At 70.4% G+C, this 12034-nt stretch carries 10 protein-coding genes and 2 tRNA genes; 2 read left to right on the forward strand and 10 right to left on the reverse strand.

Translation table 11 applies throughout. The features are described 5' to 3' along the window. Positions 1 to 19: 19 nt before the first annotated feature. The 3 genes from HDA41_RS13080 to leuS all read right to left on the reverse strand — a co-directional run bounded on the left by HDA41_RS13080 (position 20) and on the right by leuS (position 4708). Positions 20 to 865 (reverse strand): DegV family protein, encoded by an 846-nt coding sequence (locus tag HDA41_RS13080; protein ID WP_184983649.1) that lies wholly within the window; start codon positions 863 to 865, stop codon positions 20 to 22. 72 nt (positions 866 to 937) lie between these two features. Continuing rightward, entirely contained in the window at positions 938 to 1690 is a 753-nt protein-coding gene (locus HDA41_RS13085; protein ID WP_184983652.1) for a hypothetical protein, read from the reverse strand. Positions 1691 to 1828: 138 nt separating this feature from the next. After that, positions 1829 to 4708: a leucine--tRNA ligase gene (leuS, locus tag HDA41_RS13090; protein WP_184983654.1), complete on the reverse strand. Its 2880-nt coding sequence runs from the start codon at positions 4706 to 4708 to the stop codon at positions 1829 to 1831. 467 nt (positions 4709 to 5175) lie between these two features. Between leuS and HDA41_RS13095 the strand changes: the two genes are divergently transcribed. Together HDA41_RS13095 and HDA41_RS13100 are read left to right on the forward strand one after the other, a co-directional pair. Continuing rightward, positions 5176 to 6441, forward strand: a complete 1266-nt coding sequence (locus HDA41_RS13095; protein WP_184983657.1) for a ferric reductase-like transmembrane domain-containing protein — start codon at positions 5176 to 5178, stop codon at positions 6439 to 6441. After that, a complete protein-coding gene (locus HDA41_RS13100; protein WP_184983659.1) occupies positions 6438 to 8054 on the forward strand; it encodes an NADH-quinone oxidoreductase subunit NuoF family protein in 1617 nt (538 codons plus the stop codon). The genes HDA41_RS13095 and HDA41_RS13100 overlap by 4 nt, the downstream gene beginning before the upstream one ends. Before the next feature lie 108 nt (positions 8055 to 8162). Here the strand turns inward: HDA41_RS13100 and HDA41_RS13105 are convergent. The 7 genes from HDA41_RS13105 to HDA41_RS13135 all read right to left on the reverse strand — a co-directional run bounded on the left by HDA41_RS13105 (position 8163) and on the right by HDA41_RS13135 (position 12022). Beyond that, positions 8163 to 8235: transfer RNA gene (locus HDA41_RS13105), tRNA-Ala, on the reverse strand. Positions 8236 to 8364: 129 nt separating this feature from the next. Beyond that, complete coding sequence (locus HDA41_RS13110; protein ID WP_006136074.1) at positions 8365 to 8598, reverse strand: hypothetical protein; 234 nt, start codon at positions 8596 to 8598, stop codon at positions 8365 to 8367. Between the two features lie 3 nt (positions 8599 to 8601). Further along, on the reverse strand, positions 8602 to 8772 hold the full coding sequence (locus tag HDA41_RS13115; protein WP_184983660.1) for a hypothetical protein: 171 nt from the start codon (positions 8770 to 8772) through the stop codon (positions 8602 to 8604). A 201-nt stretch (positions 8773 to 8973) separates the two neighbouring features. Further along, a tRNA-Ala gene (locus tag HDA41_RS13120) sits at positions 8974 to 9046 on the reverse strand. A gap of 74 nt (positions 9047 to 9120) precedes the next feature. Then, positions 9121 to 9789, reverse strand: coding sequence for a histidine phosphatase family protein (locus HDA41_RS13125; RefSeq protein WP_184983663.1), 669 nt, complete (start codon positions 9787 to 9789; stop codon positions 9121 to 9123). Further along, positions 9786 to 10232, reverse strand: a complete 447-nt coding sequence (gene rsfS / locus HDA41_RS13130; RefSeq protein WP_184983665.1) for a ribosome silencing factor — start codon at positions 10230 to 10232, stop codon at positions 9786 to 9788. Before rsfS ends, HDA41_RS13125 begins: the two co-directional genes overlap by 4 nt. Before the next feature lie 104 nt (positions 10233 to 10336). Then, a complete protein-coding gene (locus HDA41_RS13135) occupies positions 10337 to 12022 on the reverse strand; it encodes an LCP family protein (protein ID WP_184983667.1) in 1686 nt (561 codons plus the stop codon). Positions 12023 to 12034 lie beyond the last annotated feature (12 nt).

Below are 12034 nucleotides of genomic sequence, written 5' to 3' on the forward strand. Positions count from 1 at the left end.
CAGAGCCGACCGCAACCGTTCACTGCGGCGAAACCACGACCCCCAGCAACCCGGGCCCCGTGTGCGCCCCGATCACCGCCCCGACCTCGCTGACATGCAGATCGGCAAGCCCCGGTACCCGTGCCCGCAACCGGTCGGCGAGGGCCGACGCCCGGTCGGGGGCGGCGAGATGGTGGACGGCGACGTCGACCCGGGCGCTGCCCGCACGCTCGGCCGCGATCTCCTCCAGGCGGGCGATCGCCTTGGACGCGGTCCGCACCTTCTCCAGCGGTTCGATACGGCCGTCGGCCAGCTGCAGCAGCGGCTTCACCGCGAGGGCCGAGCCCAGCAGGGCCTGCGCGGCACCGATACGTCCGCCGCGGCGCAGGTAGTCGAGGGTGTCGACATAGAAGTAGGCGGACGTGCCCGCGGCCCGCTTCTCCGCGGCCGTGACGGCCTCGTCCACCGTGCCGCCCGACTCCGCGGTCTGCGCGGCCGAGAGCGCGCAGAAGCCGAGCGCCATCGCGATCATGCCGGTGTCCACCACCCGCACCGGCACCGGCGCCTGCCGCGCGGCGACGACGGCCGCGTCGTACGTACCGGAGAGCTCGGCGGACAGGTGGAGGGAGACGATGCCGGTGGCGCCGGACTCGGCGACCTTGCGGTACGCCTCCTCGAAGACGGCGGGGGCGGGCCGCGAGGTCGTCACCGGGCGCCGCTTCTGCAAAGCCTGGGCGAGGGCACGGGTCGAGATCTCGGTGCCCTCCTCCAGCGCCCGGTCACCGAGGACGACGGTCAGAGGTACCGCTGTGATGCCGTGGCGCTCCATCGTCCGGGCCGGAAGGTAGGCCGTTGAATCGGTGACGATCGCGACATGGCGGGACATGAGCTGGAGGTTACCTGCCGTAGTGCCCGTGCGGCAGCCCGGCCCCCGCGCCCTGTGACGCGAGTGGCCGGATCAAGTGGTGCTCTCGGGGCGGGGTTTCTTCTGCCAGGGGTAGGTCTGGCGCGGTCCCGGCGGGGTGATGGCGGGCCGCGCCGGCTCCTGCTCCGGGCTCGGCTGCGGGGTCTCGGGCCAGGTCTGCCCGGCCGTGGCGGCGTCGGCGGCGGGGGCGTCCGGCCACGGCGGCGGGGGCGTCGCAGGGGAGGCGGTCCCGGACTCCGGGGTCGTCGTCCAGTGCCGCAGCGCGCCGGACTCCAGGTCGATCTGCGCGCTCAGCGAGTCCAGGTCGTCGTCGGCGAAGCGGCGGACGCGGTCGCGGGCCGCCCAGCGCAGCGAGTCCGCCGAGTGCGTGATGCGTTCGGTGCGCTCGCGCAGCTCGGGCAGCCGCTCGGCGAGCGCGGTGCGGTCCGGCTCGGACTCCAGGCGCTTCAGCTCGCCGTCCAGCTCGTGTCCGTGCGCGCTGAGCCGCTCGAAGAGGCCGAGGGACTCCTTCAGGGAATCGTCCTCGGCGACGGCCGCGTGCAGCGCGTCCTGAGTGGCGCGCATCGAGGTGCGCAGCTTCAGCCGAAGCTGGGCGAGTTCGCCCGCGGTGCCGGGCTGGGCGAAGGACTTGGCCCGCAGTGTGTGGTCCTCGACCGTGCGGCGGGCCTGGGTGATGCCGCGGTCCACGCCGCGCTTGGCGGCGCCGACCACCCTCACCGTGGCGTACACCCCGAGCCCGAGAAAGAGCACGAAGAGCAGGGCGAAGACTGCGATCACTGCTTCCACAAGGGCTCCTCCTCAGGACGTCACGGCGCCTCACGTCGCTCTTCAACGGTAAACGCAACGGGCAGGTCCGGAGTTCCAGAAAAACCCCGAACCTGCCCGTAGGGGACCTCCCCGAGAGGGGTCCGCGGCGCCTGGCGGCTACGCCGGAACGATGTTCACCAGCTTCGGCGCCCGCACGATCACCTTCCGGATCCCGGCCCCGCCCAGCGCGGCGACGACCTTCTCGTCGGTCAGCGCGGCCTTCTCCAGCTCCTCGTCGGAGATGGACGGGGAGACCTCCAGCCGAGCCTTGACCTTGCCCTTGACCTGCACGACGCAGGTCACGGTCTCGTCGACCACGTACGCCGGGTCGGCCACCGGGAAGTCCTGGTGGACGACCGAGTCGGTGTGGCCCAGCCTGCGCCACAGCTCCTCGGCGATGTGCGGGGCCAGCGGCGCGGCCATCAGCACCAGCGGCTCGGCCACGGACCGCGGCACCGCCCCGCCCGCCTTCGTCAGGTGGTTGTTCAGCTCGGTGATCTTGGCGATGGCGGTGTTGAACCGCATGCCCTCCAGGTCCCCGCGCACGCCGTCGATCGCCTTGTGCAGGGCGCGCAGCGTCTCCTCGTCCGGCTCGGCGTCGGAGACGGTCACCTCGCCGGTCGCCTCGTCGACGATGTTGCGCCACAGCCGCTGCAGCAGCCGGAACTGGCCGACCACCGCGCGCGTGTCCCACGGTCGGGAGACGTCCAGCGGGCCCATCGCCATCTCGTACAGACGCAGCGTGTCGGCGCCGTACTCGTCGCAGATCTCGTCCGGAGTGACCGCGTTCTTCAGGGACTTGCCCATCTTGCCCAGCAGCCGGGAGACCTTCTCGCCCTGGTAGTAGTACGCGCCGTCGCGCTCCTCCACCTCGGCGGCCGGCACCGCGATGCCACGGCTGTCGCGGTAGACGTAGGCCTGGATCATGCCTTGGTTGAACAGCTTGTGGAACGGCTCCGCCGAGGAGACGTGCCCCAGGTCGTACAGCACCTTGGACCAGAAGCGCGCGTACAGCAGGTGCAGTACGGCGTGCTCGGCGCCGCCGACGTACAGGTCGACACCGCCGTGCGGCCGGCCCTCGCGCGGGCCCATCCAGTACCGCTCGATCTCCGGGTCGACCAGCTGCTCGCTGTTGTGCGGGTCCAGGTAGCGCAGTTCGTACCAGCAGGAACCGGCCCAGTTGGGCATGGTGTTGGTCTCGCGGCGGAACGCGCGCGGACCACGGCCGTCGCCCAGGTCCAGCGTGACGTTGACCCAGTCCTCGTTGCGGGACAGCGGCGTCTCGGGCTGGGTGTCGGCGTCGTCCGGGTCGAACGTGCGCGGCGAGTAGTCCTCGACCTCGGGCAGCTCCAGGGGCAGCATCGACTCGGGCAGCGCGTGGGCGATGCCGTCCTCGTCGTAGACGATCGGGAAGGGCTCGCCCCAGTAGCGCTGGCGGCTGAACAGCCAGTCGCGCAGCCGGAAGTTGACGGTGCCCTCGCCGGTGCCGGACCGCTCCAGCCACTCGGTGATGCGCGCCTTGGCGTCGACGATCCCCAGGCCGTCCAGGGAGACGCCCTCCCCCGTGGAGTTGACGATCTTCGCGTCGTACGACACGAAGGCGTCGTCCCACGTCGAGGTGTCGGGGCCACGGCCGTCGCTCGGCTCGACGACGCAGTTGACCGGCAGCTCGAAGGCGCGCGCGAACTCGAAGTCACGCGTGTCGTGCGCCGGGACCGCCATGATCGCACCGGTGCCGTAGCCCATCAGCACGTAGTCGGCGATGAAGACCGGGATCCGCTCGCCGTTGACCGGGTTGGTCGCGTACGCGCCGATGAAGACGCCGGTCTTGTCCTTGGCCTCGGCCTGCCGCTCCACGTCGGACTTGGACGCGGCCTGCGCGCGGTAGGCGGCGACGGCCTCCCCGGGGGTCGCGTGGCCGCCGGTCCACACCTCGTGGGTGCCCTCCGGCCAGGCGGCCGGGGTGAACTTCTCGACCAGCGGGTGTTCGGGCGCCAGCACCATGTAGGTCGCGCCGAACAGGGTGTCCGGGCGGGTGGTGAAGACGGTGATGCGCTCGCCGTCGATCGGGAAGTCGACGCGGGCGCCCTCGGAGCGGCCGATCCAGTTGCGCTGCTGCAGCTTGATGGCCTCGGGCCAGTCCAGCTCCTGCAGGTCCTCCAGCAGCCGGTCGGCGTAGGCCGTGATGCGCATGTTCCACTGACGCAGCTTGGCCTTGAAGACCGGGAAGTTGCCGCGCTCGGAGCGGCCGTCGGCGGTGACCTCCTCGTTGGCCAGCACGGTGCCCAGCCCGGGGCACCAGTTGACCGGCGCGTCGGAGGCGTAGGCCAGCCGGAACTCGCCCAGGACGTCGGCCTTCTCGGCCTCGCTCAGCTCGCTCCACGCGCGCGTGTGGCCCGGTACGGGCCGCTCACCCGACTCGAACCGGTCGACCAGCTCGGAGATCGGGCGGGCCTTCCCGGCCTCGTGGTCGTACCAGGAGTTGAAGATCTGCAGGAAGATCCACTGGGTCCACTTGTAGTACTCGGGGTCGATCGTGGCGAACGACCGGCGCTTGTCGTGGCCCAGGCCCAGCCGGCGCAGCTGGGACTTCATGTTCTCCATGTTGGCTTCGGTGGACACGCGCGGGTGCGTGCCGGTCTGCACGGCGTACTGCTCGGCGGGCAGGCCGAAGGCGTCGAAGCCGAGGGTGTGCAGGACGTTGTGGCCGGTCATCCGCTGGAAGCGCGCGTACACGTCCGTGGCGATGTAGCCCAGCGGGTGTCCGACGTGCAGGCCCGCACCCGAGGGGTACGGGAACATGTCCATGACGAACTTCTTGGGCTTGGCGACGGTCCCCTGGCCCCCCGCCAGGTCGCCCTTCGGGTTGGGCGCGCCGTAGGTGCCGTCGGCGTCCCAGAAGTCCTGCCAGCGTGCCTCGATCTCGGCAGCCATGGCGGCCGTGTAGCGGTGCGGCGCTGCCACCTCGGAGGCGGCAGCGGGGTTCGTCTCGCTCATGATCCTCAAAGCTCCATCGATCGTCTCTGCTAGCGGCTGTGTGGTTCGAGAAACGAAAAATCCCCTCGCACAGGAGGGGACGCCGCGCCGATTCCGGCCACTCGACTCGTCCGGTGGCCGGGACTGATCAGCGCGGCCCGCTAAGCAGAAGGCGTACGGCACGCATGGCGTTAGGGTACCGCAGGCCCCCAGCGCGCCGCGACGTGCTTCCGACCGGCCGTCTCGGCGCCCAAAGCACTGGACCAAAGTCAAAAGTTACTTCGCGTAACAGCCACTATGGGGCATCACAGCAATCCCATTGTCCTTTCATAACAACGCAATAACTCAAACGTCGTACCCATGGGTATGGCCCGGCTTAGAGTGCGGCAGCGGGACCGCTTTCCCGAACCGCTCGGAGTTGCCCCCATGAACCCTCATCGCAGTAACAGCTCGCTACACCCGGTCACCGGGATGTGGGGAGGCCGGCCGTGAACCCCCACGACTCCACGGCAGACGACTCCTTCGCCGAGTTCCTCAACTTCGGCGCGGGCGTGCTGTCACTGGTGTGCCTGACCTGCTCGGTGATCTGGGGCCTGGTCGCCCAGGACCGGATCCTCCTCGACGCCCGCAGGCGCATCCTGGCGCAGGCCGTGCACCGGACCACGGCCGTCGCCTCGATCGCCTTCCTGCTGGTGCACATCGGAGTGAAGCTGGCGCTGTCCCACACCTCGTGGATCGCCGCGGTGATCCCCTTCGGGCTGCTGCTCACCGACGAAGAACTGGTGGCGGGCAGGTCCTTCCTGATCGGTCTGGGCACCCTGGCGGGCATGCTCATGATCTTCGTAGGCATCACGGGCATCCTGCGCAACCGCTTCGCGTCCCCGGCGCCCGTCGCGGCCCGCTGGCGGGCCATGCACATGCTGGCCTACCCGGCATGGTGCGCCGCCCTGGTCCACGGCCTCTACGCGGGGCGCCAAGCCAAGCCGATCTTCGTCATCCTGTACTGCCTGTCCCTGGTCGGCGTGGCCGCAGCCCTCGCCCTGCGCGCCGCTCCGCGCCCGGTCAAGCGCCAGGTCGCCGACAAGTTCGCCCAGCTCATCGGGCCCGGGCAGGGCCAGGGCCGCAGGGACCTGGAAGAGAGCCGGGCTCGGGCGGGCACCGGCTCCGCACTGCCCGGCTACGAGGGCCGCGGCATGCCCGCGGGGGCCACGGCCTCCCCGTCGGGGCCGCGGTACGAGAAGGCGGAGCGCCCCGCCCCCCAGGAGTCCACGAGCGGATTCGCCGCGGCCTACCGGGCCGTCTCGAGCCCGCCGCTGGGCCAGCAGGCGTTCGCGCCGGGACCGACCGACCGCATGGAACTGCCGCTGGACATGCAGCCCACCCAGACCATCCCACCCGTGGACGGCCCCTCCAGCACCTCGGGCAACTGGCCGATCCCGTCCCCGCCTCCGGTCGGTGAGGCCCCGCCGTCGGCCTACGACCCGCTCCAGGACACGGGCTTCAACATCCCGCCCTACGACCCCCTGCAGGACACCGGACAAAGCATCCCGGCCTATGGCAATCCAGGTGCCGCCGGCTATGGATCGAGTGACGTGTACGACACGGGTGAGACAAACGCCGTCTACGACACGTACTACCCGAACGACACGTACAACAGCGGTCCCGCCACTGAAACACTGCCCGGCGCGTCCTACGACTTCGACGCACCGGGATCGGGCGAACCTTGGAACACGCCTTCCGGAGGCTTTAAGTGAACGAGGCTTTGCCTGACGTACCCGAAGTCCGCGTGGTCGGTCTTCCCCAGCTCACGTCCGGCTTCGACCTTGTCGACCGGCTCGACCTGCCCATGCACCTGAAGGTGCACGGGCCACTCGAGCCGATGGGCGGCGAGCAGCTCGCGCAACTCGCCGAACGCATCAACCTGAAGGGCCGCGGCGGCGCGGGCTTCCCCTTCCACAAGAAGCTGCGCTCGGTCGCCGAGGCCGCGATCAAACGCGGTGTCCGGCCGGTCGTCGTCGTGAACGGAAGCGAGGACGAGCCGGCCTGCCGCAAGGACACGGTGCTGATCAACCGTGCTCCCCATCTGATCCTGGACGGCGCACTGCTGTGCGCGGAGGCGCTGGGTGCCCGCACGCTCGTGGTGGGGGTCACCCGTGAGTCCACACAGCGCTCCATGGAGGCCGCGCTCGCCGAACGCGGCCTCAGCAACGGCCGCCGATCGGCACTGCGCGCGCGGGTGCAGCGCAATCCGGTCCGTATGGTCACCGGCGCCGCCGCGTCGCTGATCCGCTCCATCGACGGCGGCCCGGCCATCCCGCCGGGCCGCAAGGTCAGCGCCTCGCAGAACGGCGTCGGCGGCGCGCCCACGCTGCTGTCCAACGCCGAGACCTTCGCCCAACTGGCCATCGCCGCCCGCATCGGCCCGGAGCGCTACGGCAACACCGGCCTGTACGACGAGCCGGGCACCGTCATGCTCACGGTCTCCGGGGCGGTCGCCCGCCCCATGGTGATCGAGGTCCCGACAGGTGTGCCGCTGCGGTACGTCCTCCAGCTCGCCGGCGCCCCGCCGGTGCCGCAGGGCGTGCTCACCGGCGGCTACCACGGCAAGTGGATCGACGCGGCGACGGTCAACGAGGCGATCGTCTCCCGCAATTCCCTGGACGCGGTGGGCGGTGCGCTCGGCGCGGGCGCGATCCTGCCGATCACTCAGAACACCTGCCCGCTGGGCGAGTCGCTGCGGGTGGCCCAGTGGCTGGCGGAGGAGAGCGCGGGCCAGTGCGGCCCCTGCTACCTCGGCCTGCCGGCCGCCGCGCGCGGCCTGGAGGACATCCTCAACGGCGGCGGGCCGGCCGCCCTGGAGGCGCTCAAGCAGGTCGCCAAGAACGTGAAGCGGCGCGGCGCGTGCTCGCACCCTGACGGCTCCGCGATGTTCCTGGAGTCGACCATCAAGGCGTTCACGGACGACCTGGCCGCCCATGTCCTCGGAAACGGCTGCGGACGGCCCGTGGAGGGCGTTCTGCCGCTCTTCGAGGGGGGCAGGGCCCCTACGGGCATCCCGGGCGGCGGCGAGTCCGAGGAGAACGGCCCCAGCCGCCAGAAGATCTATGTCGACTGGACGCTGTGCCGGGGCCACGGCCTGTGCGCGGACATCCTCCCCGAGGTCTTCCAGCTCGGCGCCGACGGCTTCCCGACCGTGGCGCAGGCGCAGGTGCCGCGGTACGCCGAGGCCAAGGCTCTACGCGCGGTGCGCCGCTGTCCGGCACTGGCCCTGCGCCTCGAGGAGGACACGCGCGCCCAGGGCGGCGCGCCGTCCCGCAACCTCCCTGTTCTGTCCCAGGGCCGCGGCCGCCGCGCTCTCGGCCGCTGAGCACACGTACGGCGGGCTTCCCTCCGGGAGCCCGCCGTACGCGGACACCGACAGCGCACACAAGAAGGCGGGCCATCCGATCGGATGGCCCGCCTTCTTCATCTTCTGTGGAGCTAAGGAGAATTGAACTCCTGACCTCCTGCATGCCATGCAGGCGCTCTACCAACTGAGCTATAGCCCCTTGCTGTGGCCCCTCCGGGTTTCCCCGGCGGCGACGCCAACTTTACTGGCCCACCGGGCCCAACACCAAATCGATTTCGCCTCGTACGGAGATGCCCGCTATGCCGGATTCATACCGGCTCTGCGGGCCCTACGCCGTGACGAACGAATAGAACCGCTTGAGCGTGCAGTGCTCCTCCAGAAGCCGGCCGTAGATCGGCTCGCCCTCCAGCTCGCGGTACGTCTCGATCGGGTCGCCCTTTATGATCAGCGCCCGTGCGCACTCCTCGCACCAGTACTGGTAGTCGGGATTGATCGGCTCCATGTCGCGGACGATCGGAGTCCCGCTGCCACACCAATCGCATTTCCGCCTGTGTGCACCCATCGATCAGCTCCAGCTGTGGCCGCAGGCCGTGCACACGTAGGAGATCCCGCCGTTGTCGCCGAGCATCTGGGCCACGTGCGCGGAACCGCAGGAAGGGCAGCTGAGGCGGGTCGACATCTCCCCTGTCCATGCCGCTCCGAGGAGGTGGTCGACCTCCTGGATGCTCGCTGGCATCGCTACTCCCTCCCGTCGGGCCGCGCCCCCTTCCGGCCGTTTGATTCTGCCACGGCCGGAGCAATACGGTCAGCGACGCCTCAGTACCAGTCCGGACACGGCAGGCGTCGTGGCCGTAGAGGTATACGCCTCAGCAGGCCCGAGTGACTCAACCCGGGGTACGAAAAATCCCGCCCCCTGGACGGGAACGGGATCTTGACGTGGAGCTAAGGAGAATTGAACTCCTGACCTCCTGCATGCCATGCAGGCGCTCTACCAACTGAGCTATAGCCCCTCATGTTCTTCCCGGCGGGCCGGGCGAACAAGAAGAACTTTAGCCTGCGACCTGCCGGAAAGTGAAATCCGGGGTCAGTCGTCGTCACCGAGCACCGGTTCCGGCAGGGTGCCGGCGTTGTGCTCCAGCAGGCGCCAGCCGCGGGCGCCTTCACCGAGGACGGACCAGCAGCAGTTGGAGAGTCCGCCGAGGCTCTCCCAGTTATGGGGGTCCAGGGCGAGGAGGCGGCCGATGGTGGTGCGGATGGTGCCGCCGTGGCTGACCACGACCAGCGTGCCGTCCTCGGGGAGCTTCTCGGCGTGCCGCAGCACCACGGGGGCGGCGCGGTCGGCTACCTCGGTCTCCAGTTCGCCACCACCGCGGCGCACCGGCTCGCCGCGCTTCCACGCGGTGTACTCGTCGCCGTACCGGGCGATGATCTCCTCGTGCGTCAGGCCCTGCCAGGCACCCGCATAGGTCTCGCGCAGCGCCTCGTCGTGGGTCACGTCGAGGCCGGTGAGCGCGGCGAGCTCGGCGGCCGTGTTCGCGGCCCGCTTCAGGTCGGAGGCGACGATCCCGTCCGGCTTCAGGGAGACGAGCAGCCGGGCGGCGCGGCGGGCCTGGGCGACGCCGGTCTCGGTGAGCTCGACGTCCGTGGTGCCCTGGAAGCGGCGCTCCACGTTCCACGCGGTCTGGCCGTGCCGCCAGAGGATGATGCGGCGGCCCCGGCCCTTGCCGGCGGAAGCCTCACTGAAGGAGGTCACCGCCAGTCACCGTCCAGCTCCGCCGCCTCCTCGGCCGCCTGCAGCTTGGCGTGCTCCTCGGCCTTGCCGCGCGTGGCCTTGGCGTCCTCGGGCAGCTCCAGCTCGGGGCAGTCCTTCCACAGCCGCTCCAGGGCGTAGAAGACGCGCTCCTCGCTGTGCTGGACGTGGACGACGATGTCGACGTAGTCGAGCAGCACCCAGCGGGCCTCGCGGTCGCCCTCGCGGCGGACCGGCTTGGCGCCGAGTTCCTTCTGGAGGCGCTCCTCGATCTCGTCGACGATCGCCTTGACCTGGCGGTCGTTGGGCGCGGAGGCCAGCAGGAAGGCGTCTGTGATGGACAGCACGTCACTGACGTCGTAGGCGACGATGTCGTGTGCCAGCTTGTCGGCGGCCGCCTGGGCGGCGGTGTTGATCAGCTCGTGAGAGCGGTCGGTCACGGTCACTACAAGGCTTTCCGTCGGCGGTCACTTGCCACCTAGGGTCTCACGGACCGCCGACAGCCCCCCACGCGATTACGGGCATCGCGTGAGGGGCGCGCCGCTTGCGCCTAGTCGGACGACGGCTTGTAGTCCTGGCCGAGAACCACGGTGACGTCGGCGCTCGTGGAGATCTTGCCCTTGGTGACGGAGCCCGCGGGCAGGCCCAGGGTCTTGGCGACCTCGTCCGCGTCGGCCTTGTCGGCGGCGTCGGCGTAGGTGACCTTGGACGTGGCCTGGGTGGTGCCGGGCGTGCCGCCCTCCAGGAAGGTGAAGCCGCCGTTGAGGAGCACGACGCGGGCCTTCTCCGTGTTGTCCTTCACACCGCTGGCGTTCTGGACGGAGACGCTGACGGCGGCGTCCTTGTCGGGGCTCTTGGCGGTGCCGCCGAGGACGTTCCTGACCACGCCCGCGCTCGCCTGGGCGCTGAGGGTGCCGTCGGCCTGGACGGGCAGCAGGTCCGTCCGGTAGTCGCCGCCCTTGGCGAGGTCGGAGAGCCCGGCGAGGAAGGAGCCGAGGTCCTTGTCGGTCAGGGACGGGTCCAGGATCTGCGCCAGCGTCTGGATCGTGGTCGTCGCGGCCTGCGGGTCGGAGGACATCTTGCGCAGTACGCCCTGCAGGACCTGCCCGAACCGCTCCAGCTGAGCGTTCTGCGCCTCGCCGGGGGCGCGGTAGGTGGCGTAGGCGACGGCCATCCTGCCGCTGAGGGTCTGGTCCTGGCCCTTGTTGACCAGGGGGGCCGCGCCCTTCTTCTTGGCGCCGGGGTCGGGCACGTCCGTGTTGGTGTCGACGTCGATGTTGCCGATGAGGTCGACCAGGTTCTGGAGGTAGGGCGTGTCCAGGCGCCAGGTGCCCTCGATGTCGGTGCCGAGGACCGTGTCGAGCGCGTCGCGGGTGCCGTCGGAGCCGTCGTCCTCGACCGACTTGGCGAGCGTCGTCGGGGTGCCGTCGTCGCTGGTGAGGGCCAGGGAGTTGGGCAGCAGGACGGTGGTGCCCCGCTTGGTGGTGGTGTTGTCGACGAGGAGGGCCGTGGCGGTGCCGCCCTTGATGTCGTGCAGGTGGACGACGATCACGTCGCGCTTCTGGGCGCCCGCGGCCGTCGCGGTGCCCGTCGTGGAGTCGTCGGAGGACAGGCCGGGCAGCTTCCCCGCGTACCAGAGGTAACCGACGCCGCCGACCGCGACGAGCGCGAGGACGACGACCAGGGCGACGATCCGGCTGCGGGCACGGCGCCGGGCCTCCTCGCGGCGCTCGGTGCGGTTCTCGGTGAACTTCAGCCAGTCGATGACGTCTTCGGAGTTGTCGTCGGGCTCCTCGACGAAGGCGAACTGTTCGGTGTGGTACTCCGGTTGGGGCCGGTCGCGGACTTCCTCGTCGTCGGCCGGGCCCGCCTGCTGCGGAATGTGGGCGGTCTGTTCGGCGACGCGGGGCTGCTGGGCCGTACCGGCCGCGGCCTGGCCATAGGGGTCGTGGGACGCGGTGCCGCCCTGGGTCTGCCCGGAGGCGTACGGGTCGTAGGAGCTGTAGGCGGGCTGCTGCTGCCCGGTGCCGTAGTCGTACGCGGGCGGGGGCTGCTGCCCGGCCGTGGCGTACGGGTCGTAGCCGTAGCCCTGCTGTTGCTGCTGGGCGTACGGGTCGTACGGCTGCTGCTGGGTCTGCTGTGCCTGGACCTGGCGGTAGACAGGCCGGCCGTACTCGTCGTAGCCGACGATTTCGTACTGGTCGCCCCCGTACCCCGGGTCGTATCGGTCGTTCACCGGTGCCCCTCT

Source organism: Streptomyces caelestis (genome assembly GCF_014205255.1).
GTDB lineage: Bacteria > Actinomycetota > Actinomycetes > Streptomycetales > Streptomycetaceae > Streptomyces > Streptomyces caelestis.

Excerpts from the sequence above, each read along its gene's own strand:
- HDA41_RS13080 (WP_184983649.1), bottom strand. The coding sequence starts at position 865 with ATGTCCCGCCATGTCGCGATCGTCACCGATTCAACGGCCTACCTTCCG.
- leuS (WP_184983654.1), bottom strand. The coding sequence starts at position 4,708 with ATGAGCGAGACGAACCCCGCTGCCGCCTCCGAGGTGGCAGCGCCGCAC.
- HDA41_RS13110 (WP_006136074.1), bottom strand. The coding sequence starts at position 8,598 with ATGGGTGCACACAGGCGGAAATGCGATTGGTGTGGCAGCGGGACTCCG.
- HDA41_RS13115 (WP_184983660.1), bottom strand. The coding sequence starts at position 8,772 with ATGCCAGCGAGCATCCAGGAGGTCGACCACCTCCTCGGAGCGGCATGG.